Raw genomic sequence first — 23,903 nt, 5'->3', positions numbered from 1 at the left:
CTGGGTCGGTGTCCGGGGCGGTTCGCCGGGTGGTGTCTGGGGTGGTTCGACGGCCGGCGGGGTCGGGAACGGCGTACCGGCCGCTCGCCGGGCCCGCAGGCTGCCCAGCGCGTAGCCGCCGGCCGCGCTCAGTGCCCCGGCGAGGATCGCGCCCGCGCGACCCGCCCCGCCCGGCCTGCCCAGCAGCGCGTCCCTGATTCCCCGCGCGACCCCGGCCGGCAGTACCCGTGTCACGTACCGGCGTTCGGATTCCAGGCCCTTCTCCGCGCCGACACTGCGGGTGACCAGGGCCTTGGACAGGCCCTCGGCGTAGGTGCGGCTGCGGAAGTAGGCGAAGTGCTCGCGGGGCGCGGGCACCCGGTGGTGGATCACCGCGCGGTCGTCGATGAGCAGGACGGCGTCGGGGCGGGCGCGGGCGAGGCGGATGCACAGTTCCGTCTCCTCGCAGCCCAGCGGGCGGCGGTCGCCGTCGCGGCCGATGCCGGTGGCGAAGCCGCCCGCCGCCTCGAACGCCGCGCGCCGGAAGGAGGCGTTGCCGCCGAGGACGTTGCGGACCCGGACCCGGCCGGGCGGCAGTCCCCGGTAGGTGCAGCCCACCACCCAGTCGAACTCCTCCGGGAACCAGGCCGGCCGCCGGCCCGACGCCCAGACGGGTTCCGTACGGCCGCCGACCGCGAGGACCCGGGGGTCGGCGTACCCCTCGGTGAAGCGGCGCAGCCAGTCCCGTTCGGCCACGGCGTCGTCGTCCAGGAAGGCGATCACCTCGCCCCGGGAGGCGGCGATGCCGGTGTTGCGGCCCGCGGAGAGGCCGCGCGGACCGGCGTTGGCCAGGACCCGGACGCCGTCGCCCGCCTCGAACGCGCGCTCCAGCCGGGCCCGCAGGGCCGGATTGTGGTCCACGACCAGGAGCGTCTCCAGCGCCGGACAGGACTGCGCGCGGACCGAGGAGACCGCCGCGAGGATGTCCTCCCAGCGGTCCTCGGTGTACACGCAGATCACGACGGAGATGCCGGGACCGGTCACGACGCTTCCCCCCGGACCGCGTCGAGCAGCGGCGAGCGGCGTTCCCGGCCGCGCAGTTCCCGCCGGTTGGAGCGTTCCCGCAGGATCACCCGCAGCACCCGGAACCCGTCCCGGACGGCCCGCAGGTTGCTGGTGCCGTGGATGCGCAGGTACTCGTGGCTCGGTATCTCCTGCACCCGCAGGCCCGCCTTGACCACTCTGATGTTCATCAGCGTCTCGACCTCGAAGCCGGTGCAGTCGAGGTCGATCCTGTCCAGGCAGTGCCGCCAGAACGCGTTGTAGCCGTAGCAGAGATCGGTGTAGCGGGCGCCGAACTTGCGGTTGACGGTGGCGCACAGCGCCCGGTTGCCGAGTCTGCGGACGAAGGTCATGTCGTCGGTGCCGCCGCCGTTGGCGAAGCGGGAGCCCTTGGCGAAGTCGGCGCCGGAGACCAGGGCGGAGACGTACGACACGATCTCCCCGCCGTCGGCCGAGCCGTCCGCGTCGACCATCACGATGATGTCGCCGGTGCAGGCCTCGAACCCGGCGATCAGGGCATCCCCCTTGCCTCTGCCCCGCTGTTCGACGACCTTGACCTCCGGCCACAGGGAACGCGCCACGCCGACGGTGCCGTCCGTGGAGTTGCCGTCCACCAGGACCACTTCGTGTATCCAGCCGGGCAGACTCTTGAAGACGTACGGCAGGTTCTCCGCCTCGTTCATGGCGGGAATGACCACGCTCACCGGCACGGTGATCGCCAGGTGGGAGGAGATGGGCCGGTAGTCGGCGGTGATCAGCGGATCTTGGCCCGGAATCGGCGGGCGCAGGACGGAACTCATGAGTGTTTCCCTCTCGTCCGGTGGACCGCCCGCCCACGGGCGGTCCGGCTCTGTGTCCGGTTCGAAAGGGGGGTTCTCATCTTCGGCACGGCGGGCCGGTCTCCGGGGCGGCACCCGGGGCGGTCTCCGTGTCCGTCGACGAGCTGGCAAAGCTGGCCGGTCTGCCGGGGAACGACGGCAGCCGGTCGCGCGGCACGACTCGGTCACGGTTGTGGTCACCGAGCACGGCACCCCCCTACCGCGCCCCGCGCCGGGCACACCGTGGCCCTGAGCCCTCCCCTGGAGGCGAGTGCCGGCGGACCGGTGCGGGTGAGATGTATGACGGTATTGACGGTTGCACCCGAAAGGCAAGACACGGAACACTGCCTCACCTTCATGCTGGTTTGGCCGTTGGACCACCTTGGACCATAGCGGTCACTTTTGTGTGCGTTTTCCGGAAATTCGTTCCCGCAGTGGCAGCGGGAGGAGCAGCAGCAGGCTCAGGGCGGCCACCGCGGCCACTCCGCCACGGACCGACCACCGGTGCACGGCCAGCATGACCTGGGCTACCAGCATGTTCACGGCGACCGCGCCCGCGAGGGCGGTCAGTGTCCGGCCGTAGGGATCCAGCCCGCGCAGCGCCGCGCCGATCGCCGCGGCCGGCGCCGCGAGCAGGAAGAACAGGGTGAACGGGGCGCGCAGGGGTGAGGCGGAGTCGAGGAGCGCGAGCACCGCGCCGGCCACCGCCACGGCGGTCGCGGCCCCGGCGAGCAGGGGCGGCCAGAGCCGTCCCGGCCCTGGCCGGGCGTGTGCCTCGGTGCGTGTTCTGGTGCGTGAGGTCCGCATTGGCGACTTCGCCCCCCGACGCGCCGGATGCCGGGCTTCAATGTGGCGCAGACCGCGGTGGGCGTCAAGAAGGCCCTGCCGCGGGCGGTTGCCGTTTTCCCGCGGGCGCTCCCACAAATGACATGCGCATGCAATAGATGAGCAGTGAACGTCTTGGGCTGATCCTGTTGAGATCACAAAACTCTTGGCATGAACACTTCCCGTCAACACGCGTAGTTGGTACCAACGTTGAGGCAGAGATCCTGCTAAAGGGAGGTTCCATGAGACGTTCCCGACTTACCGGACTCCTCAGCTCACTCCTCCTCGCCGCCGGCCTCGGTCTCACCGGGGCCGCTTCGGCGCACGCGTCCGGCACGGCCGCGGCCGGAGGCTACGTGGCGCTCGGCGACTCCTACTCCTCCGGGGTGGGCGCCGGGAGTTACATCAGTTCGAGCGGCAGCTGCGACCGGAGCACGAAGGCCTACCCCTACCTGTGGAACGCCGCCCACAGCTACTCCTCGTTCGCCTTCAACGCCTGCTCGGGCGCGAAGACGGACGACGTGCTCGCGAACCAGCTCGGCTCCCTCAGCTCCGCCACCTCGCTGGTGTCCCTCACGATCGGCGGCAACGACGCCGGGTTCTCCGACGTCATGACGACCTGTGTCATCCAGTCCGACAGCGCCTGCCTCTCCAAGATCGACACGGCCAGGGCGTACGTCGCCAACACGCTCCCCGGCAAGCTGGACACCGTCTACAACGCGATCAGCGCCAAAGCCCCGTCCGCCCACGTGGTCGTCATCGGCTACCCCCGCTTCTACCTGCTCGGCCAGACCTGCCTGGGCCTCTCCGAGACCAAGCGGTCCGCCATCAACGGCGCGGCCGACTACATCGACACCGTCATCAAGGCCCGCGCCACCGCCCACAACTTCGCCTTCGGCGACGTCCGCAACACGTTCACCGGCCACGAGATCTGCTCCGGCGACTCCTGGCTGCACAGCGTCAACTGGCTCGACATCGGCACGTCGTACCACCCGACCGCGGCCGGCCACTCCGGCGGTTACCTGCCGGTGCTCACGAACGCGGCCTGACCCGTTCGGGCTCGCCCGGCAGGGTGAACTTTCCCGGCCGGTTCCTCGGGGCGAGCCCGGCGGCGCGGCGGAGACCCGGTCCGACGGGGTCTCCGCCGCCGTAGTCCCACCGAAGCGGCTCAACCGAGTGCCGACGCGGCCCCCTTGAGCACCAGTCCCGTACCCAGCGCCACCACGACCAGCGCGGACGCCAACGGCAGGGTGCGGCGCGCCAGCGTGGCCAGCGGATGCGCGGTCCAGCGCGGACGCCGCTCCAGCACCCGGGCCGCGCCCGAGCCCAGCCGTACGACGGCGAACCCGGCCGCGGTGAGCGTCAGCGCGAGACCGGCGCCGTAGGCCACGACGAGCAGCAGCCCGAACCAGGCCTTGCCGAGCGCGGCGGCACCGACCAGCACCACCACGGCCGACGGACTGGGCACCAGCCCACCGGCGAACCCGAGAAGAAGCGTGCCCCGGAGGGTGGGCGCGGTGGGGTGGGTGTGCGTGTGACCGCCGTGGGTGTGGGTGTGGGTGTGGGGGTGACCCGCGTGAGTGTGCGTGTGACCGTCGTGGCTGTGGGTGTGGCCGCCATATGTGGGCTCCACACCGTCGTGGTGGTGGGTGTGGCCGCCATGGGTGGGCTCCACACCGTCGTGGTGGCGGGGGTGTGGGCCGGCGCCCACGGTCACCAACTCCCGCCGCGCCGCCTCCCCGCGGGCGACGGTGACGGTACGCGGCCGGCTGTGCCACGCCCGGCGCAGAAGGGTGACGCCCGCCGCGAGCACCAGGACGCCGCTGGCGAGGCCCAGCCAGGCGATCACCGCCGGCGTGGCGGCGGACCCGGCCGTCACCAGCAGGCCCAGGGCGACCACCCCGAGCGTGTGGGTCACGGTGACCGAGGCGGCCAGCGGCAGCACGTCCCGGAGCCGGGCCCGGCCCCCGCGTGCCGCCGCCGACGCGGCCATCAGGGTCTTGCCGTGCCCCGGCGCGAGCGCGTGCAGCGCGCCCAGGGCGACCGCGATGAGCAGCGCCAGCGCCGCGAAGCCGACGGTGAGATCACGCCGGGCCACCAGATCGTCCAGGGCCCGGGTCCAGCGGTCGGCACCCCGGGGCAGCACGCCGGCGCCCGGGGTCTCCTGCCGCGCCGCGTCCCCGGCGAGCGCCGGACCACCCGGTCGCAGCCGTACGGAGGCCGTCGCGGTGTCGGCGGGCGAGGACAGCAAGTCCCTCGGATACGTGGTCAGTTCGTGCGAGACGGACGTGCGCGGTACGTCCGTCGCGGTCAGCGTCATCCGGTCACCGCGCGCGGTGATCTCCCGCCAGCCGGGCCCGCCGGCGGCACCCGCGCCGTGGAAGCGCAGGGTGACGGTACCGGCGCGGGGGAGCGCGGCGGTCAGCCGGCACTCCACGCGCAGGGTGTGCAGCCCGGCCTGACCGGGGCGCGGGCGCGCGGTGCCGCGGGCGGCCGTCAGCGCGGTCGTACGCCCGTCCACGGTGAGGGCGCTGTCCGCGGCGGCCCGCGCGCACCGCTGCCGCGCCCACCCGCCCAGCCCCAGCCGCTCGATGTCGGGCCCCGCCTGGGTCGCCGGTATCTCGGCGAGGTCCTCCACATGGTCGACCCGGAGCTGCCCGGGAGCGGCGACGAGGCCGTCGTAGCGGTTGACGGTGAAATTGCCGAGGGGGTGCGCGCTCGCGGTGCCGGCCGGGAGAAGGGCGAGCGCGCACACGGCGAGGAGGAGGTACAGCGGGCGTGGCCTCACTCGGTCCCCTCCAGGGCCTTGCGGGCCGCGGCGGAGCCCAGCGGGGAGAAGCCGGGGTTCAGCCTCAGGGCCGAGGCCAGCGAGGCGCGGCCGGCCGCCCGGTGGCCCGTGGCCAGCTCGATCACACCCCGGTGGTAGCGGAACGCGGCGTTGCGGTAGCCGGTGGCGGTGGCACGGCGGGCGTACGGCAGGGCCTCGGTGTCCCGGCCGTCGACGTGCAGCGCCCAGGCGAGCGCGTCCGCCGTGTGCACGGTGTGCCGGCGGGCCCATTCCGCCCGGGCCGCGCGCAGGGCGGCCGTCCTGTCGCCGTGGTCGGCGGCGGCCAGCGCGGTGTCCAGGTCGGCGTTGACGCCGTTGGCGCGGGCCAGCGCCGTCCAGGCGTCGACGAGCGCGTACTGCCGCCGGGCCCGCGCCCGGTCGCCCGCCGCGCCGCGCGCCTCGTACAGCTCGCCCAGGACGACGAGGGGGCCGGGCACCGGATACCGGGCGACCACCGTCTCCATCCCCTTGATCGCGGCGGTCAGGTCACCGCGGGCCGCCTGGGCGCGGGCCCGGCCCTCCAGCGCCGGGAGGTAGCCGTCGTCGGCGGCCAGGGCGCGGGCGTAGCAGGTGAGGGCCGACCGGTAGTCGCCCTGGTTCCAGGCGAGCTGGCCGAGCTGCGAGGCCACGTAGGCGGTGTCGCCCGGTGAGGTGGCCGCGGACAGCGCCTGTTCGAGGACCCGGCGTGCCGTGGTGACGTCCCCGCGCAGCTCGCGCACGTACGCGTACCGGGTGAAGACCGGGACGCCCGGCTTGCGCGCGTCGGCGGTCGCCGCGGCCTTCGCCGCGTCGGCGTACCGGCCGAGTTCGACCAGGGCGTCGATACGGGAGGACAGGGCGCGCTCGCTGTACGGGTTCCGCCGCAGGGCCGCGTCCGCGAACGTCAGCGCGTGCGCGAAGTCGTGCCGGGCCGCGGCGAGGGCGGCGCGGCCGGCCAGGGCCTGGTCGCTGTCCGGTGTCAGAGACAGGGAACGCCGCAGCGCCCGCTCCGCCTGCGGGTAACGGGCCGGATCGCCCTTGGTGCGCGCCTGTTCCACGTAGGCCAGGCCGAGGGTGGCCCAGCCGCCGGAGTCCTTCGGCTGCGCTCGCAGATGCGTCTGGAGCGCGGCGATGCTCGCGTCCAGGTTCGCGCCGCCCAGGACACCGGGGTCGACGGCGTCGGCCACGACCGGCACGGTCGCCGGCGCCCGCTGCGCGCCGAGGGCGATCGCGCCGCCGGTCAGGGCGACGGCCACCAGGACGGCGGACCCGGCCAGCCGCGCGGCCCGCCACCGCCGCCCGGCCTCCCCGGCCCGCCGCACCGCGGTGACCCGATCGGCGCCTTCGCGCCCGGCCAGCCGCGCGGCCCGCCACCGCCGCCCGGCCTCCCCGGCCCGCCGCACCGCGGTGACCCGATCGGCGCCTTCGCGTTCACCGGCACCCCGGGCCGGGCCCGCACCGGCGGGCCCGGCCTCGCCGGTGTCCGGCGTGGCCGGCTCCGGTGGCGGGGATGTCGTCGGCCGGGGGACGCCGGTCGTGCCCGCCGGCCGCTCGTCGTTCTCCTGGTCCTGCCCGCGCGGGCCCATGCCTGTTCCTCCGTCGGTCGTGCGTCGGTCGTGTGGGAGGCGCGGCCCGCCGTGGGGGGAGGGGGAACGCGGGCCGCGCCGGTCCGGGGGGTGGGGGCGGGGATCAGTACGCGCGCTGCATACGCCGGCGCCACCACGCGAACGCGGTGCCGAGCAGCAGGATCCCGGCCGCACCGGAGGCCGCCGAGGCGGCGATCAGCATCGTGTCGCCGGAGCCGCCGGCGGCGGACCCGGCCGGCTGGAGCGCGTCCCCGAGCTGGCTGCGCACGTCCGTCCCCGCGGTCGTGCCCTTGGCGAGCCGGCCGCGTGAACCGGCCGTGGGCTCGGCGACGTACGGGAAGTACTGCTCGAACTTCTTGTCGTTCTTGTCGACCGCGTCACCCAGGTCGTTCTTGGAGCCGACCAGCTCGCCCTCGACGACCTGGAGCGCGGCGTCGATCACGTCGTCGCCGAGCCGGCGCCCGTTCGGGAAGCCCGCGTTGTCACCGTCCAGCACGCCCAGCCGCTTGGGATGCATGCTCGGCCGGACCGAGGTGTTCAGCCGCAGTTCCTCCGCCGCCCGCACGTTCGGGGGCTGGTTGAGGCCCTTGACGCCCTTGAGGAAGACGTCCACGAGGTCGTTGCGCGGCTCGGCGGGTGCCTTGATCTTGTAGATGGACTCGATGAGCTTCGGCAGCTCGGGGTTGGTGACGTTCTTCAGGAACTGGCCGTCGTAGGCGGGCTGCGACGCGTTGAACCTGTCCTTGTCCTTCTGCGGGTTGACGACCTCGTTCACCAGCGGGTTGCCCAGGCGCGAGACCTGGCTGTAGTAGCCCTGGGCGTTACGGCGCTGGGTGGTCGACCAGATGCCGACGACCGGCTGGTGGGCCGACTCGCGGATCAGCTCGTTCGGCACCTGGAGGGCGATGGTGTTGACGTTGTAGCCCTTGAGGGTGTCCCGGCCGACCTCGCTGAGGTTGCCCCCGTACAGCAGGTCGAAGACGCGCAGGTCGGCGAAGAACGGGTCGTCCGCCTGCCCGGCGAACGTGGTGGCGCCGCCCGCCGTCCGGTAGACGGCCTGCGAGCGCAGTTTGCCGTAGTCCGGCATGGACGCCTTGCCCACGTCGGACGGTGCCACCGGCACGTCGTCGGCGAGCTTCGTCCTCGACGCCTCGTGCCCGTTCTTCAGCCGGATCAGGTCGAGGTCGTAGGTCTGCGTGATGTTGAGGTCCGGGTCGGCCAGGTTGGTGACCGGGCCCGTGTTGTAGAGGAACGTGTCCCCGTTCTTCGTGTGCGTCCTGAAGGTGTAGCGGAAGACCGTATCGCCCTGCGCGTCCCCGTTGTTGTCGACGTGCAGGTCGTACTGCGCGTCGTCCGCGAACGTGTAGAAGTTCGGTCCGCCCGCCGGTTCCTCGAAGGGGATCCAGTCCGCCACGATCGTCGTCGTGTCCGGCTTGTCCGGGCTGACGAACGCGTACAGATCGGTGTTGTCGTACTGCGGGGTCCCCGAGATCAGTGGCGCCTCCCGGTGGGAGGAGGCGGAGGCCGCCCCGGGTTCCAGCGTGGCGACGCCGGCGGCTGCGAGCCCTCCGGCGGCCAGCGCGCCACATATGAGCGAGACCAGGCCCTTGCGTCCTGTGCCGCTCCTGGAGAAGAGAGGTGTCATGCCGTCCGTCCTCAGTGCCGTCTTGCCTTGACGGACGGATATACGGAGCGGTCACGCCGTTCGGATCGGTCGGCGCGGAAAAATTTTCCGGCGCCGGACGGCCCGCGTTTCAGGCCCGCGGATCCGTATGTCTCCCGGGAGGTGTGTCTCGGTGCGGATGCGCGGTGTGCGGGGAAGGACCGGCTGCGGGCACGGGGAGGGGGCCCGCGTGGGGGCGGACGATCTGCTGGTGCGCGTGGCGCGCGGCGACCAGCGGGCGTTCGAGGACCTGTACGCACTGGTCTCCGGGCCGGTGTTCGGGCTCGTCCGGCGGGTGGTGCGCGACCCCGCCCAGTCCGAGGAGGTCGCGCAGGAGGTGCTGCTCGAACTGTGGCGCTCCGCCGCCCGGTTCGACCCCGGCCGGGGCAGCGCCCTCTCCTGGGTCCTCACCCTCGCCCACCGCCGGGCCGTCGACCGGGTGCGCAGCGCCCGCGCGGCCGGGGAACGCGAGCAGCGCGAGGCCCTGCGCGCCGGGGAACCCGCGTTCGACCACGTCGCCGAGGAGGTCGAGGCCGGCCTGGAACGCGAGTGGGTGCGCCGCTGCCTGAACCGGCTGACCGCCCTCCAGCGCCAGTCCGTCACCCTGGCCTACTACGACGGCTACACCTACCGTGAGGTGGCCGAGCGGCTCTCGCTGCCGCTCGGCACGGTCAAGTCGCGGATGCGCGACGGGCTCACCCGGCTGCGCCAGTGCCTCGGAGGCGCCGTATGAGCATCCTTCGGGCACTGGTGCGCCGCGAGGACCCGCACTCGCTCGCCGCTCCCTACGCGCTCGACGCCCTCGAACCGGGCGAGCGGCGCCGCTTCGAGAAACACCTGGCGGGCTGCGACCGCTGCGCCGCCGAGGTCCGGGACCTGGCCGAGGACGCGGTGCGGCTCGCCTGGTCCGCGGCGGTCCCCGCGCCGGCCGCCCTGCGGGAGAGGGTGCTGGCCGCCGTGCGCACCACCCCGCAGGAGCAGGCACCGGCCCCGGAGGGCGCGCGCCGGCTGCCGCCGCACGTCTGGGGTGTCCGGCCTCCGCCGGGACGCGCGCACGCCCCCCGCGGGCGCCCTCTGTTCGCGCCGTTCGCCACGGCCACCGCCACCGCCGCCCTCGTCGTCGCCTCCCTCTTCGCGGTCCAGGCGCACCGCACCGGGGACCGGCTGGCCGCCGAGCAGGAGCGGGCACGTGAGATCGCCCACGTTCTGGCCGCTCCCGACGCCCGGGCGGCGAGCAGCGAGGACGCGCGGGGCCGCCGGATCGGAGTGATCGCTTCCGCCTCCGGGCGGGACGCCGTCGTCACCCTCAGCGGGCACGGCGCCCCGGCCGGCGGGCGCGTGCACCAGCTCTGGCTCATGCGTCCCCGCGCGCAACCGCGCTCCCTGGGGCTCTTCGCGGGCGACACGCCCTTGGTCGCGCGGGGCCTCGACACCTCCTCGACGTCACTCGCCGTGACCGTCGAGCCTGACGGCGGCTCAGCGCGGCCCACGGGCCAGCCGATTGTCCAACTCACCCTGGAATCGGTCGGATTCGGAGAGTAGTCGGCGAGGGATGGTCAACCCCCTTACAGGGAAGGTGAATCGTGTGGCCGAGATACACGCGTGCCCCACTGGGGCGATAGGGTTACCCTGCCCGGGCCGGGTGGACTCGTACGGGTGGGGAGTGACATGGAGCAGATAACAGTGCGCAGCAGGGCCAGGGTCCCTGCGATCACCTGCGGGAGCAGCGCGACCAGTTCGCGCCTCGACCGCCATCTGTCGGTACTGGCGGGTCCCGCCATACCGCAGCGGGAGACGATCGAGGCGACCTCGTTGATGCGTGAACTGACGGCGCGCAGCGCCGTGCACGAGCGCAGTGACCGGGGCAGGCGGGTCAGTCGCGTCTCCCTCTTCGCGCCGCTGCGCCGGCTGCGCCGTTCGCTGTTCGGCGGCCACTAGCGGCCACCGAGCGGTCACCCGCCCACCGAAGCGGCCACCGCGCGGGGAGGCCCGCGCTCAGGCCGCCACACCGTCCCGGCGCAGCGCTGCGATCTCGTCGTCCGTCATCCCCACGGCGCGTAGCAGCGCCCCGGTGTGCTGCCCGAGCGCGGGCACGTCGCCCATCCGCGCCTCGTCCCCGCCCGGCAGTGTGATGGGCGGCAGCAGCGCCCTCAGCGGCCCGGCCGGCGAACCCACCTGACGCCACCGCTCCCGGGCCGCCAGCTGCGGATGCTCCGCCAGCTCGTGCAGGTCCCGCAGCCGCGCACAGGCGATGCCGGCCTTCTCCAGCCGCGCCAGGGCCTCCTCGGTGCCCAGTGCCCCCAGCGCCCGCGCGACCAGGGCGTCGGTGCCCTCCCGGTGCGCCACCCGGGCCGCGTTGGTCGCGTACGCCGGATCCGTGCCCAGCTCGGGACGGCCCATGACCTGTCCGGCGAGCCGCCGCCACTCCCGGTCGTTCTGCACCGACAGCAGCACCCGCCCGCCGTCCGCCGTCGGATAGGCGTCGTACGGGGCGATGACGGCGTGCGCCAGTCCGGTGCGCGCCGGCGGCTCGCCCCCGTGCATCGCGTGGTGCAGCGGATGCCCCATCCACTCGGCGAGCGACTCCAGCATCGACACCTCCACCGGCCCGCCCCGCCCGGTCGTCCCGCGCCGCACGAGAGCGGCCAGGACCCCCGAGAACGCGTACATGGCCGCCGCGATGTCCGCCGCCGGGATCCCCGCCTTCACCGGCTGCTCCGGCGTCCCGGTCACCGACACCAGGCCCGCCTCGCACTGCACCAGCATGTCGTAGGCCCGCTTGTCCGCGTACGGCCCCGAGCCGCCGTAGCCCGAGATGTCCACGGCGACCAGCCGAGGGTGCGCGGCGCAGAGCGTGGCCGCGTCCAGGCCGAGCCGGGCCGCCGCGCCGTGCGCGAGGTTCTGCACGAACACGTCCGCGTCCGCGACCAGCCGCCGTACGACGTCGAGGCCGCGCGGGTCCTTCAGGTCCAGGGCGAGGGACTCCTTGCCGCGGTTGCACCACACGAAGTGCGAGGCGAGACCGCCGGCCGCCGTGTCGTAGCCGCGCGCGAAGTCGCCGCCGTCGACCCGCTCCACCTTGATGACCCGGGCGCCCAGGTCGGCGAGCTGCCGGGTCGCGAAGGGCGCGGACACGGCTTGTTCGACGGCGACGACGGTGATGCCCGCCAGGGGCAGGGGCTGACGCGGGTACGGGTCCATCGGCTGATCCATGCCCGGATCATGGCCCCTGAGCGGCGACTTTGTCAGCAGTGGGGTCTCATCCGCCCCGCGCGTACCTGCGCACCGCGAGCGGCAGGAACAGCGCGGTCAGGGCGAGGCTCCAGGCGAGCGCCCCGGCGACCGGGTGGGCCACCGGCCAGGCCGCGCCGTCCGGTACCGGCGCGTTGCCGAACAGTTCCCGCAGGGCGGTCGTCACCGCGCTGATCGGGTTCCACTCGGCGAGCGTGCGCAGCCAGCCGGGCAGGTTGTCCGCCGGGATGTAGGCGTCGGACAGCAGCGGCAGCAGGAACGAGGCCGCGCCGAGCTGGCCGGCCGCCTCCTCGCTGCGGGTGAGCAGGCCCAGGAAGATCCCCGCGCAGGTGCACGCGAACCGGAAGAGCAGCAGCAGTCCCACGGCCCCGGCGGCCCCGGGCGCGCTCCCCTCGATCCGCCAGCCCACCGCGAGCCCCACCAGCAGCAGCGGCACGGTGCCGGCGGTGGTGACGACGAGGTCCGCCACGGCCTGTCCGAGCGGTACGGCGGCCCGGCTCACCGGCATCGTGCGGAACCGGTCCGCCACCCCCCGGTGGGTGTCCTGGGCGGCCTGGAACATGCCGGTCATCAGCCCGCCGGCGGCGGTGGCGACGAGCAGCCCGGGCACCAGGAAGGAGCGGTACTCGCGGCCGGGCATCGCCAGGGCGCTGCCGAAGACGTAACCGAAGAACAGCAGCATGTTGACCGGCATCATCTGGGTCAGGATCGCCAGGCCCGGGTTGTTGCGCACCCGGCGCAGCTGCCGGCCCGCCATCGCCAGTCCGTCGTACGCCGACGCGTTCACGCGGCGGCCTCCTTGCAGTCCGCGGATCCCGCGGTGAGCCGCAGGAAGACGTCGTCGAGGGTGGGTGGCCGGATGCTCGCGTCGAGCAACGGCACGCCGGCCGCGTCCAGTTCACGCACCAGGCGGGGCAGGGTCAGGGTCGGGTCGGTGGTCACCGCGCCGACGGTGTTCCGCTCGTGGTCGAGCGCGGGCTCGGTGCCGGTCAGGCGGTGCAGCACGGCCGCGGCGCCGGACAGGGCCGTGCCGTCCGCGACCACCGCCTCCGCGTGCGACCCGATGAGCGCCTTGAGCCCGGCGGGCGAGCCGGTGTGCGCGACCCGCCCCCGGTCCACCAGGGCGATGTCGTCGGCCAGTTGGTCGGCCTCCTCAAGGTACTGCGTGGTCAGCAGCACGGTCGTGCCCTCCGTCCGCAGCTCGCGGACGGCCTGGTGGATACGGGCGCGGCTGGCCGGGTCGAGCCCGGTGGTCGGCTCGTCCAGGAAGAGCACGTCGGGCCGCCGCAGGAGGCTCGCCGCGAGATCCAGCCGGCGCCGCATGCCGCCCGAGTACGTCGACGCCCTCCGGTCCGCGGCCTCGGTCAGGCCGAGACGCTCCAGCAGCTCGTCCGCGCGGGCGGCCGGACCGCGCACCCGGTGCAGCCGGGCGAAGAGCCGCAGGTTCTCCCGGCCGGTGAGGTCCCCGTCGACCGAGGCGTACTGGCCGGTGACCCCGATCCGGCGCCGTACGGCCGCCGCCTCCCGGGTGAGATCGTGCCCGGCGATCCGCGCCGACCCCGCGTCCGGCCGCAGCAGCGTGGTCAGCAGCCGTACCGCCGTCGTCTTCCCCGCCCCGTTCGGCCCCAGCAGCCCGCAGACCGTGCCCTCGGCGACGGCCAGATCCAGCCCGCGCAGGGCGTGGACCGCGCCGAAGCGCTTCTCCAGACCCTCGCTAAGTACAGCGTACGTAGTAGTCATGCGGTGACCCTACCGCACTACGTACGCCGTACGTAACTACGATGATGGTGAGGTGATTGACCGATGGCAGTCCGAGGGGCCGTTCCCGAGGTGATCTGGACGCGTCCCGAGCGCGCGGGCCGGGGCCCGAAGCCGGCGTACACGCGCGACGACATCGCCGCCGCCGCCGTCCGGATCGCCGACGCGCAGGGGCTCGACGCGGTGTCGATGCGGCACGTCGCGGCCGAGCTGGGCTGCGGCACCATGTCGCTGTACAACTACGTCCCGCGCAAGGAGGATCTGCACGAGCTGATGGTGGACGCGGTCAGCGCCGAGCACGTCCCGTGGGAGCCCTGCGGCGACTGGCGGGCGGACCTCCTGCGGGTGGCGCACGAGACCAGGGCGCTGATGCACCGCCACCCGTGGGTACCGCGGCTGATGTCACCGGTGTACGGCTTCAGCCCGCACGCCCTGCGGTACCTGGAGCACTGCCTCGCCTGCCTGGACCCGCTGGACCTGCCGTACGGCACCAAGCTCGAACTCATCGCGATGCTGAACGGTGTCGTGACGGCGTACGTCCGCAACGAACTCGACACCGCCGAGCGGGTGCGTGCCCTGCCCTGGTCCGAGGACGAGGAGAACGCGGTGCGCATCGCCTACCTGGGCGACCGGATCGCCTCCGGCGCGTACCCGAGGATGGCGGCCGCGTTCAGCGAGGACCCGGGGCCGATCGACATGGAGGCGGTGTTCCAGCGGGCGCTGGAGCGGGTGCTGGACGCGTTCGCGCCGCACCGGCCGGGCAGCGTGGGCTAGAGAAGCGCGAACTGGCCCTCCGGGCCCTCCTCGTGGTGGTCCAGGACCGAGGCCGGACGGCGGGACCGCCGCGGTGGCGGGAGGACGCCGGCGTCGCGCAGGTCGGCCGCCGTGACCGGTGACGTCATCCGCAACGCGGCCCGCAGCGGACGCAGTTCCGCCAGCAGCGCCAGAACCGTGATCAGTTCCAGCAGTTCCGACGTCCAGGACTGCGGCCAGGTCGCCGGGCGGACCGCGGCGAGCGTGCCCGGCTCGGGCGGGGCCGTGCGGGCCGCGAACCAGGTCTCCAGGACCCGTACTCCGGCCACCTCCAGGTCCCAGGCCTCCGGCGGCACCGGAGAGACACGGCCCTCGTCGAGGTGCAGCGTCTCCTCGTCACGGTCGTAGCGCAGGGCCGACGGGCGGCTCGGCAGGGGCGCGCGGACGTAGGGGCGGCGGCCGCCCGGCAGCTTGGGGCGTTCGCCGTCGCGGCGCAACAGCCACAGCATGCGGCGGCCCAATCCCACGCCCGTGGACCACAGTTCGGGGTCCGCCGTGAGCGGCACGGTGAGGTCCGGGCGGACCGCCGCCAGGATCCACGCCAGCACGTCCGGCGCCGTCGGGGACGTGCCCAGCCGGGCCGCGAGGTGGTCCGCCAGACCGGGCGCCAGATTGGGTTCCGTGCCGCCGGGGCGGCGGTGGAGCGGGCGGACCCGGCCGGTGCGCAGCAGGGGCAGCATCGAGGTCGCCAGCAGCGGGGTACCGGCGTCGCCCGTCTCCACCGTGAACACCTGGTGCGCGTCCGCCACCCGCCACAGCTCCGGGCGGGCGGCGTCGATCAGCCGGTGGTCCGGGATCAGCCACTGCTCGTCGAAGGGGGCGGCCAGCACCCGGACGGGCTCCGCGCAGGGACCCTCGGCGCGCACCAGCCGTCGTGTGCCGCCGGCCTGGCCGGGCAGCTGGCCCACCGCCGAGGTGAGCGTGCGGGCGCGGCTCGGCTCGAACAGCGCCTCCCGGTCCGGCCCCGCGGCCTTCAGCAGGGCGTCCCACCGGGCCCGCAGGGACGCCGGGTCCGGTGCCACCGGCCAGCCGCGGCCCAGCCGCAGGGGTGCGACCGACCACGGCATGAGGTCCGCCAGCAGCGGAGCGTCGTCGTGCGTCACGCCGGGCATCGTACGACAGCGGTCCGGCGCGGGCGGGGGCCTCGCGCGATACGCGGCTCAGCCGCGGGAGCGACCGGCCGGCGTGGCCCCGCGACCGGCCCGGGCAAGCCTGCGGGTGGCCGGGGCGAGCCTATGGACGGCCGTGAGGGGCCGGTGGACGGCCGTGAGGCACCCGGGGACGGGGCCGCGAGGGGCCGGCGGATGGCCGTGGCATGGGCCCCGGACGGCTGGTGAGGGGTCGGCGGGCGGCCGTGACGGGCATGCGGACGGCTGTGAGGGGTCGGTGGTGGCCGTGGCATAGGCCCCGGATGGCTGCGATCGGGCGGTGGCCTGCCATTGCGGGTCCCCGGACGGCTGTGGCAGGCCCCCCGGACGACTGTGAGCATCGCGGACGGCCGTGACAGGCCCCGGATGGCCGCGAGGGGTCGGCGGGCGGCTGTGACAGGCATGCCCACGGCTGTGAGGGGGCGGGGGTGGACGGCCGTGACGGGCCCGCAGAGGTCGAGACAGGCCAGCGGACGGCCGTCACGGGGCCCGCGGGCGGTTGTGCCGGGTCCGTGGGGACCGGCCGGCCCGACTCCCGCGGACCGCCGGGCGGTTCCTCACGGTCCGCCCGGTGGAACGCTCAGGCGTCCAGCGTGACCGTGAACGAGAAGCGGTCGCCCCGGTAGTGGATGACGGCGACGTCCAGCACCCGGCCCTCGGTGTCGTAGGTCACGCCCGTGTAGTGCAGGATCGGGCTGAGCAGCGGGACCTCCAGCAGGCGGGCCGTCTCGGGGTCGGCGAGGCGGGCCTCCACGGTGTCCGTGATCCGGCTGATGTCCGCCCGCACCACGTCCCGCAGCACCTTGGTCATCGGCCAGCGGACGAGGTCGTCCGGGTCGATGAGCGCGGCCAGGTCGGGACGGATGTGGTTGACGGCGTGGTTCGTCGGCTCGCCGGTCTTCTCGTCGCTGCGCAGGCGGTGGTACGCCGTCACCTCCGCGAGGTCCGGGAAGTATTCGGCGAGCCCGGCCGGCACCGGCACCGGGCCGTGCTCCAGCAGCTCGGCCGTCATCCCGGACTGCTGGGCCACGATGGCGTCCACCGAGCCCAGCAGCCGCACGGGAGCCCCGCGCCGGACCCCGGGCTCGATGAACGTGCCGCGCCGCCGGTGCCGGCTGATCAGCCCCTCGTCCTCCAGTTCCTTCAGCGCCTGGCGCATGGTCAGCACGCTCACCCCGTAGTGCTGCGCGAGCCGCTCCTCCGTCGGCAGGCGCAGCGGGTCCTGGGGGGAGCGGCCCAGTATCGAGGCGCGCAGTGACTGCGACACCTGGTACCACAGCGGCAGCTTGCGGTTCAGGACGATCGAATCCGGAGCGAAGGAGGTCACGCGGCTATCCGTACCTGTCGGTGAGCGGTCGGCGCAATGCGGCCGTCACACCCGGAAGTGGCGCTCGAGCCCCTGCCACACGTCGTCGTAGCGCTGCTGTAGGTGGTCCGCCCGGGCCGCGAGCGGGGTCAGGGTCACCGGCCAGCGGGTCTCGAACATGAACGCCAGCCCGTCGTCGATCTTCTGCGGCTTCAGCTCGGCCGCGCTCGCCCGGTCGAACGTCTCCCGGTCCGGACCGTGCGCCGACATCATGTTGTGCAGCGAGCCGCCACCGGGCACGAAACCCTCCGCCTTCGCGTCGTACGCGCCCTCGATCAGGCCCATGTACTCGCTCATCACGTTCCGGTGGAAGTACGGCGGCCGGAAGGTGTCCTCGCCCACCAGCCAGCGCGGCGCGAACACGACGAAGTCGACACCGGCCAGGCCCGGGGTGTCCGAGGGCGAGGTGAGGACCGTGAAGACGGACGGGTCGGGGTGGTCGTAGGAGATGGTGCCGATCACATTGAAGCGGCGCAGGTCATAGACGTACGGCACATAGTTGCCGTGCCAGGCGACCACGTCCAGGGGGCTGTGGTCGTAGGTCGCGGCCCACAGGTTGCCGCAGAACTTGTTCACCACCTCCACCGGCCCCTCCACGTCCTCGTAGGCCGCCACCGGCGCCCGGAAGTCCCGGGGCGCGGCGAGCCCGTTGGCGCCGATCGGGCCGAGGTCGGGCAGCCGGAACGGCGCCCCATAGTTCTCGCACACATAACCGCGCGCCGACTCGTCCAGCAGTTCCACACGGAAGCGGACCCCACGCGGAATCAGTGCCACCTCGGCGGGCTCCACATGGAGCCGGCCGAACTCGGTGTGCAGCAGCAGTCCGCCGCGCTCGGGCACGATCAGCAGCTCCCCGTCCGCGTCGGAGAAGACCCGCTCCATCGAGGCATCGGCGTGGTAGAGGTGCACGGCCATGCCGGTGCGCTGACTCACGTCGCCGTTGCCGCCCAGCGTCCACAGGCCGGCGAGGAAGTCGGTGCCCGCCGGGGGCTCGGGCAGCGGGTTCCAGCGCAGCCGGTTGGGGTCGGGCACGCTCTGGGTGAAGGGGGCCGTGCGCAGCGCGCCGTTGCCGGTGCGGGCGAACGCCGGGTGCGCGGCCGACGGGCGGACGCGGTACAGCCAGGAGCGGCGGTTGTACGCCCGCGGCTCGGTGAACGCCGTACCGCTCAGCTGTTCCGCGTACAGCCCGAGCGGTGCGCGCTGCGGCGAGTTGCGGCCCTCGGGCAGGGCGCCCGGCACCGCCTCCGAGGCGTGTTCGTTGCCGAACCCGGTGAGATACGACAGCCCCTCGGCGGTCTTCCGCGCGTCCCCGCTCATCATCGCTCCCTTTGTGCCGCTGATTCCTATGCATCACCGTAGGAATCAATCGGGGGACTGCGCAAGAGGGTCCCGGCTCCTCCCTCCGGGGTAGGGGGACAACCCGACCTGAGGGGGATCCGGGGTCCCCGGGCGGTGTTCTACGCTCCCGGCCATGCCGTGGATCAAGTCGACGCGTCAACCTCTCGCCGCGCTCGCCGTGTGCGTCCTGCTGCCGCTCGGAGCGGCGGCCTGCGCGACGGGTGAGGCGCACGGGGGCACGGTCCCGTCCCCACCGGCGGGAACGGTGCTGGACGTCACCGACGGGACCGGCCGGAATCTGCGCGAGGTGGCCAGGAAGGACGCCCCCGAGGTCGGCATCGAGGTGACCCCGGCCGCCGGCGGCGGCTGGGACGTGCGGCTGGCGTTCCGCCGCTTCCGCTGTTCCGCGCCCGGCGTCCGGCCGGTCGCGGTCACCGGGCGCGGGGTCGTCTCCCTGTTCGTCGACGGCCGTCGCGTCGCCCGGCCGCGCACCCCCGCGTTCCACCTGGCCGCCGCCCTCGTCCCGCACGGCACCCACCACGTCACCGCGCGGCTGTACGCGGACGACGGCACCGTGTGGGCCGTACGGGGCAAGCCGGTCGAGAGCACCGCCGACGTCACGGTGTCGGGCGCGGAGGCGGCGGCGGCGCCGGGCGCCGGGCCGGACGCGGCGAGGGCGGACGCCGCTGGGGTGGACGCGGCCGAGGCGCAGGCGCACGCGGCGGAGGCGGACGCGGGGACGGCCCCGGCCGCCGGCGCGACCCCCGGCGCCGGCAGATGAGTGCATCGGCCATCCTTCTCCGTACTGTGGGACGAGCTTCACCGGACCCCGGCGGAAAGGCATCATGAAGTCCGTGCCCCACGCGACCTCGCTCCGCCGCGCGCCCGTCCAGCGGCGCAGCGCCGAACGGCTGACCAGAATCCTGGACGCCTGCGCCGAACTCCTGGACGAGGTCGGCTACGACGCCCTGAGCACCCGCGCCGTCGCCCAGCGCGCCGGGGTCCCCATCGGCTCGGTCTACCGCTTCTTCGGCAACAAGCGGCAGATGGCCGACGCCCTCGCCCAGCGCAACCTGGAGCGGTACGTCGAGCGTGTCACCGAGCGGCTGAAGGACGGGGATGGCGGCGCCCACACCCGTTCGCGGGAGACCGCGGGCGGGGGCGCGGGCGGAGGAGACTGGCGGGCCGCCATGGACGCCGTCCTGGACGAGTACCTGGCGATGAAACGCACCGCGCCCGGCTTCTCCCTGGTCGACTTCGGCAACCAGATCCCGGTGGGCAGCCGCCACAACGAGCCCAACACCCGGGTCGCCGACCGGCTGACCGACCTGCTCTCCGGCTATCTCTCCCGCACCCCCGACGAGGAACTGCGCCGGGTCTTCCTGGTCGCCGTGGAGAGCGCCGACACCCTCGTCCAGCTTGCCTTCCGCATCGATCCGCAGGGTGACGACGCGATCATCGCCGAGACCCGGCAGCTGCTGCGGGCCTATCTGGGACGCGCGCTCGACTGAACGGCCGGCCACCGGGACTCCCCAGCGGGCATACCGGTCGGTATGCTCCGAGCGAGCCCGTCCGCGCCACCGGCGCCTGCCCGGGCCCGTCCGTGCCCGCTCGCGCTCGTCCACCCCCGTCCGAGCCCGCCCGCCCCCGTCCGGGCCCGGGTGAGCCACCGCCGACCCTCCGGAGGACCCGTGTCCCGCACCGCCCTGCGAATCTGCCCCCTGTGCGAGGCCACCTGCGGGCTGACCCTCACCGTCGAGGGCACCCGTGTCACCGGCGCCCGCGGCGACCGGGATGACGTCTTCAGCAAGGGGTTCATCTGCCCCAAGGGCGCCTCCTTCGGCGCCGTCGACGCCGACCCCGACCGGCTGCGCACCCCGCTCGTCCGAAAGGACGGCGTCCTGCGCGAGGCCACGTGGGAGGAGGCCTTCGACGCGGTCGCCGCCGGCCTCGGCCCGGTCGTGGAGCGCCACGGCCCGGACGCCGTCGGCGTGGTGCTCGGCAACCCCAACGTGCACACCATGGCCGGTGCCCTCTACCCGCCGGTGCTGCTCGGCGCCCTGCGCACCCGCAGCCTGTTCACCGCCTCGACGGTCGACCAGATGCCCAAGCACGTATCCAGCGGGCTGCTGTTCGGCGACCCCAACGCCATCCCGGTGCCCGACCTCGACCACACCGGCCACCTGCTCCTGATCGGCGCCAACCCCCTGGAGTCCAACGGCAGTCTGTGCACCGCCCCCGACTTCCCCGGCCGGCTCAAGGCGCTCAAGGCCCGCGGCGGCCGGCTCACCGTCGTGGACCCGCGCCGCACCCGCACCGCCAAGCTCGCCGACCGGCACCTGGCGATACGCCCCGGCACCGACGCCCTGCTGCTCGCCGCGATGGCCCACACCCTCTTCGCGGAGGACCTGGCCGACCTCGGGGAGCTGGCCCCGCACGTCGAGGGCCTGGCCGAACTGCGCGCCGCGCTGGCCGACTTCACCCCCGAGGCCGTGGCCCCCGCCTGCGACCTGGACGCCGAGGTCATCCGCACCCTGGCCCGTGAACTGGCCGCCGCCCCGGCCGCCGCCGTCTACGCCCGCATCGGCAGCTGCACCGTCCCGCACGGCACCCTGGCGAGCTGGCTGGTCGACGTCCTCAACATCCTCACCGGCAACCTCGACCGCCCGGGCGGCGCCCTCTTCCCGCAGGCCGCCACCGACCGGGCACCCCGCCCGGCGGGCCCCGGCCGCGGCTTCGCCCTCGGCCGCTGGCACTCCCGGGTCGGGCGGCACCCGGAGGCCAAGGGCGAACTGCCCCTGTCGGCGCTCGCCGAGGAGATCGACACGGCGACCGGCACCGGGGAACCGGTCCGCGCGCTGATCGTCGTCGCCGCCAACCCGGTGCTCTCCGCGCCCGACGGCGACCGGCTCGACAAGGCCCTGGCCTCCCTGGACTTCATGGTCAGCGTCGACCCGTATCTCAACGAGACCTCGCGCCACGCCCACGTCGTCCTGCCCCCGCCCCCGCCCGCCCAGAGCCCGCACCACGACTTCGCCTTCAACACCCTCGCCGTCCGCAACCAGGTCCGCTACACCCGCCCCGCCGTCCCGCTGGAGCCCGGCCGCATGGCCGAGAGCGAGATCCTGGCCCGGCTGGTCCTGGCGGTCTCCGGCATGCACGGCACGGATCCGGCCGCCGTCGACGCGATGGTCATCGACCGGACGCTCGCCAAGGCGGTCCAGGACGAGCACGCGCCGGTGCACGGCCGCGACCCGCGCGCCCTCGCCGACCGGCTCACCGGCGACAACGGCCCCGAGCGGCGGCTCGACCTGATGCTCCGCCTCGGCCCGTACGGCGACGGCTTCGGCGCCCGGCCCGACGGGCTGAGCCTGGCCCGGCTGCTCGCCCACCCGCACGGCATCGACCTCGGCCCGCTGCGCCCCCGCCTCCCGCAGCCGCTGCGGACCCGCAGCGGCAGGATCGAGCTGCTGCCCGAGCCGATCGCCGGCGACCTGCCCCGGCTGCGCCGGGCCCTGCGCGAGCGCCCCGCGGGACTCGTCCTCGTCGGCCGCCGCCATCTGCGCTCCAACAACAGCTGGATGCACAACGTGCCCGCCCTGACCGGCGGCAGCAACCGCTGCACCCTGCACATCCATCCCGAGGACGCGGCCCGGCTCGGCGTCCGGGACGGCGCCGGCGTCCGCGTCAGGGGCGCCGGGGGAGAGGTGGTCGCCCCCGCCGAGGTCACCGACGGTGTCCGGCCCGGGGTGGTGAGCCTGCCGCACGGCTGGGGCCACGACCGTCCCGGCACCCGGCTCGGCCACGCCTCCACCGTCCCGGGCGTCAACGTCAACCAGCTGCTCGACGGCAGCCTGCTCGACCCGCTGTCGGGCAACGCGGTGCTCAACGGCATCCCCGTCGAGGTCGTCACACTGCCGTGACCTGGACTTCTGCGCTTATTGCTCGCACGTCAACCACTTGTTAACGCCGTTTGACCGGACCTAACGTCAACGCACCGCCGGCCCCCAGGTGGGATGTTCAAGGGCGAACGTTAGGTATCCATTTCATGCTGACCATCCTCGGCTTCGCCATGATCGCGACCTTCCTGGTCCTGATCATGCTGAAGAAGATGTCGCCGATCGCGGCGCTCGTGCTCGTACCCGCGCTGTTCTGTGTGTTCGTGGGCAAGGGCGCCAAGCTCGGCGACTACGTCATCGACGGCGTCACCAGCCTCGCCCCCACCGCGGCGATGCTCATGTTCGCGATCGTCTACTTCGGTGTGATGATCGACGTCGGCCTCTTCGACCCGGTCGTGCGGGGCATCCTGAAGTTCTGCAAGGCCGACCCGCTGCGCATCGTCGTCGGTACCGCGGTCCTCGCCGCGATCGTCTCCCTGGACGGCGACGGCTCCACCACGTTCATGATCACCGTGTCGGCGATGTACCCGCTGTACAAGCGCCTGAAGATGTCCCTGGTCGTGATGACCGGTGTCGCCGCCATGGCCAACGGCGTGATGAACACGCTGCCCTGGGGCGGACCCACCGCCCGGGCCGCCACCGCGCTGAAGGTCGACGCGAGCGACATCTTCGTGCCGATGATCCCGGCGCTGGCCGTGGGGCTGGCGTTCGTCCTCGCCCTCGCCTTCGTCCTCGGCCGCCGCGAGCGCGGGCGGCTCGGCGTACTCACGCTGGACGAGGTCCTGGTGGAGGAGACCGAGACCGTACTGGCCGGCGCCGGCGCCGGTGCGGGCACCGGCAAGGGCACGACGGGCGCCGGGGGTCCGGCCTCCGGCAACGGCGTGGAGAGCGCCGGCGGCCCCGCCGTCACCGACGCCTCACCCGGCGAGCCCGAGGACGACGGCTTGCAGGGCCTGGACCCGGACCGCGCCACCCTGCGCCCCCGCCTGTACTGGTTCAACGCGCTGCTCACGGTCGTCCTGCTCACCGCCATGATCATGGAGTGGCTGCCGATCCCGGTGCTGTTCCTGCTCGGCGCGGCCCTCGCCCTGACCGTCAACTTCCCGCACATGCCCGACCAGAAGGCCCGCGTCGCCGCCCACGCCGAGAACGTCCTCAACGTCTCCGGCATGGTGTTCGCCGCCGCCGTCTTCACCGGCGTCCTCCAGGGCACCGGCATGGTCGACCACATGGCCGGGTGGCTGGTCGACAACATCCCCGCCGGCATGGGCCCGCACATGGCCGCCGTCACCGGCGTGCTGAGCATCCCGCTGACGTACTTCATGTCCAACGACGGCTTCTACTTCGGTGTCCTGCCGGTGCTCGCTGAGGCCGGCCACGCGCACGGCGTCTCCTCCCTGGAGATCGCCCGCGCCTCGATCATCGGCCAGCCCCTGCACATGTCCAGCCCGCTCGTCCCCGCCGTGTACGTCCTGGTCGGCATGGCCAAGGTCGAGTTCGGCGACCACACCCGGTTCGTGGTCAAGTGGGCCGCGCTCACGTCCCTGGTGGTGCTCGGCGCGGCCATCGTGTTCGGCATCCTCTGACCGC

General features: G+C 73.8%; 20 protein-coding genes and 1 pseudogene. 9 read left to right on the top strand and 12 right to left on the bottom strand.

Going from position 1 to position 23,903, the window contains the following annotated elements; translation table 11 throughout:
- Positions 1-84 precede the first annotated feature (84 nt).
- From ABZ117_RS18135 to ABZ117_RS18125, 3 genes and pseudogenes are all read right to left on the bottom strand, one after another.
- Positions 85-1,023, bottom strand: a pseudogene (locus ABZ117_RS18135) (glycosyltransferase family 2 protein); the annotation flags it as partial.
- Positions 1,020-1,841, bottom strand: coding sequence for a glycosyltransferase family 2 protein (locus ABZ117_RS18130; protein WP_356821853.1), 822 nt, complete (start codon positions 1,839-1,841; stop codon positions 1,020-1,022). The pseudogene ABZ117_RS18135 and the gene ABZ117_RS18130, both read right to left, overlap by 4 nt.
- Before the next feature lie 414 nt (positions 1,842-2,255).
- Entirely contained in the window at positions 2,256-2,666 is a 411-nt protein-coding gene (locus ABZ117_RS18125) for a hypothetical protein (protein WP_356821852.1), read from the bottom strand.
- Positions 2,667-2,926: 260 nt separating this feature from the next.
- Here ABZ117_RS18125 and ABZ117_RS18120 point away from each other — a divergent pair, with 260 nt between their 5' ends.
- Entirely contained in the window at positions 2,927-3,733 is an 807-nt protein-coding gene (locus ABZ117_RS18120; RefSeq protein WP_356821850.1) for an SGNH/GDSL hydrolase family protein, read from the top strand.
- Between the two features lie 119 nt (positions 3,734-3,852).
- Here ABZ117_RS18120 and ABZ117_RS18115 read toward each other — a convergent pair whose 3' ends face one another.
- From ABZ117_RS18115 to ABZ117_RS18105, 3 genes are all read right to left on the bottom strand, one after another.
- Positions 3,853-5,472 carry a nickel transporter gene (locus tag ABZ117_RS18115; RefSeq protein ID WP_356821848.1) on the bottom strand — a complete coding sequence of 540 codons (1,620 nt, stop codon included), beginning with the start codon at positions 5,470-5,472 and terminating at the stop codon, positions 3,853-3,855.
- Positions 5,469-7,076 carry a tetratricopeptide repeat protein gene (locus ABZ117_RS18110; protein WP_356821846.1) on the bottom strand — a complete coding sequence of 536 codons (1,608 nt, stop codon included), beginning with the start codon at positions 7,074-7,076 and terminating at the stop codon, positions 5,469-5,471. Before ABZ117_RS18110 ends, ABZ117_RS18115 begins: the two co-directional genes overlap by 4 nt.
- A 103-nt stretch (positions 7,077-7,179) precedes the next feature.
- Positions 7,180-8,721: a DUF4331 domain-containing protein gene (locus ABZ117_RS18105; RefSeq protein ID WP_356821844.1), complete on the bottom strand. Its 1,542-nt coding sequence runs from the start codon at positions 8,719-8,721 to the stop codon at positions 7,180-7,182.
- Positions 8,722-8,929: 208 nt separating this feature from the next.
- On the opposite strand from ABZ117_RS18105, the gene ABZ117_RS18100 reads away from it, so the two are divergent.
- From ABZ117_RS18100 to ABZ117_RS18090, 3 genes are all read left to right on the top strand, one after another.
- Positions 8,930-9,472 (top strand): sigma-70 family RNA polymerase sigma factor, encoded by a 543-nt coding sequence (locus tag ABZ117_RS18100; protein WP_356821842.1) that lies wholly within the window; start codon positions 8,930-8,932, stop codon positions 9,470-9,472.
- Positions 9,469-10,281: an anti-sigma factor gene (locus ABZ117_RS18095; RefSeq protein WP_356821840.1), complete on the top strand. Its 813-nt coding sequence runs from the start codon at positions 9,469-9,471 to the stop codon at positions 10,279-10,281. Before ABZ117_RS18100 ends, ABZ117_RS18095 begins: the two co-directional genes overlap by 4 nt.
- A gap of 126 nt (positions 10,282-10,407) precedes the next feature.
- The gene (locus ABZ117_RS18090; RefSeq protein WP_356821838.1) at positions 10,408-10,677 is read left to right on the top strand and encodes a hypothetical protein; all 270 of its coding nucleotides are present in this window, start codon (positions 10,408-10,410) and stop codon (positions 10,675-10,677) included.
- Between the two features lie 57 nt (positions 10,678-10,734).
- Here ABZ117_RS18090 and ABZ117_RS18085 read toward each other — a convergent pair whose 3' ends face one another.
- From ABZ117_RS18085 to ABZ117_RS18075, 3 genes are read right to left on the bottom strand one after another with little or no spacing between them, the layout of a single operon-like run.
- Positions 10,735-11,952 carry a CaiB/BaiF CoA-transferase family protein gene (locus ABZ117_RS18085; RefSeq protein ID WP_356821836.1) on the bottom strand — a complete coding sequence of 406 codons (1,218 nt, stop codon included), beginning with the start codon at positions 11,950-11,952 and terminating at the stop codon, positions 10,735-10,737.
- A 46-nt stretch (positions 11,953-11,998) separates the two neighbouring features.
- Positions 11,999-12,778, bottom strand: a complete 780-nt coding sequence (locus ABZ117_RS18080) for an ABC transporter permease (RefSeq protein WP_356821834.1) — start codon at positions 12,776-12,778, stop codon at positions 11,999-12,001.
- Complete coding sequence (locus ABZ117_RS18075) at positions 12,775-13,731, bottom strand: ATP-binding cassette domain-containing protein (protein WP_356821832.1); 957 nt, start codon at positions 13,729-13,731, stop codon at positions 12,775-12,777. The genes ABZ117_RS18080 and ABZ117_RS18075 overlap by 4 nt, the downstream gene beginning before the upstream one ends.
- A 63-nt stretch (positions 13,732-13,794) precedes the next feature.
- On the opposite strand from ABZ117_RS18075, the gene ABZ117_RS18070 reads away from it, so the two are divergent.
- On the top strand, positions 13,795-14,523 hold the full coding sequence (locus tag ABZ117_RS18070; RefSeq protein WP_356821830.1) for a TetR/AcrR family transcriptional regulator: 729 nt from the start codon (positions 13,795-13,797) through the stop codon (positions 14,521-14,523).
- On the opposite strand, the gene ABZ117_RS18065 is transcribed toward ABZ117_RS18070, so the two are convergent.
- The 3 genes from ABZ117_RS18065 to hmgA form a co-directional block, all read right to left on the bottom strand.
- The gene (locus ABZ117_RS18065) at positions 14,520-15,674 is read right to left on the bottom strand and encodes a type ISP restriction/modification enzyme (protein WP_356821828.1); all 1,155 of its coding nucleotides are present in this window, start codon (positions 15,672-15,674) and stop codon (positions 14,520-14,522) included. The genes ABZ117_RS18070 and ABZ117_RS18065 overlap by 4 nt on opposite strands.
- A 616-nt stretch (positions 15,675-16,290) precedes the next feature.
- Entirely contained in the window at positions 16,291-17,037 is a 747-nt protein-coding gene (locus ABZ117_RS18060; protein WP_356821827.1) for a GntR family transcriptional regulator, read from the bottom strand.
- 45 nt (positions 17,038-17,082) lie between these two features.
- Positions 17,083-18,393 (bottom strand): homogentisate 1,2-dioxygenase, encoded by a 1,311-nt coding sequence (gene hmgA, locus ABZ117_RS18055; protein ID WP_356821825.1) that lies wholly within the window; start codon positions 18,391-18,393, stop codon positions 17,083-17,085.
- Positions 18,394-18,547: 154 nt separating this feature from the next.
- Here hmgA and ABZ117_RS18050 point away from each other — a divergent pair, with 154 nt between their 5' ends.
- The 4 genes from ABZ117_RS18050 to ABZ117_RS18035 all read left to right on the top strand — a co-directional run bounded on the left by ABZ117_RS18050 (position 18,548) and on the right by ABZ117_RS18035 (position 23,899).
- Positions 18,548-19,195, top strand: coding sequence for a hypothetical protein (locus ABZ117_RS18050; RefSeq protein ID WP_356821823.1), 648 nt, complete (start codon positions 18,548-18,550; stop codon positions 19,193-19,195).
- A gap of 64 nt (positions 19,196-19,259) precedes the next feature.
- Positions 19,260-19,925, top strand: a complete 666-nt coding sequence (locus ABZ117_RS18045) for a TetR/AcrR family transcriptional regulator (protein WP_356821822.1) — start codon at positions 19,260-19,262, stop codon at positions 19,923-19,925.
- A 180-nt stretch (positions 19,926-20,105) separates the two neighbouring features.
- Positions 20,106-22,337 (top strand): molybdopterin oxidoreductase family protein, encoded by a 2,232-nt coding sequence (locus ABZ117_RS18040; protein WP_356821820.1) that lies wholly within the window; start codon positions 20,106-20,108, stop codon positions 22,335-22,337.
- Positions 22,338-22,462: 125 nt separating this feature from the next.
- Complete coding sequence (locus tag ABZ117_RS18035) at positions 22,463-23,899, top strand: citrate:proton symporter (RefSeq protein WP_356821818.1); 1,437 nt, start codon at positions 22,463-22,465, stop codon at positions 23,897-23,899.
- Positions 23,900-23,903 lie beyond the last annotated feature (4 nt).

This window comes from Streptomyces sp. NPDC006309 (assembly GCF_040613095.1).
Taxonomy (GTDB): Bacteria; Actinomycetota; Actinomycetes; order Streptomycetales; family Streptomycetaceae; genus Streptomyces.
Note: the sequence above shows the minus strand (reverse complement) of the source record. Positions and strands in the feature narration are given on the sequence as shown.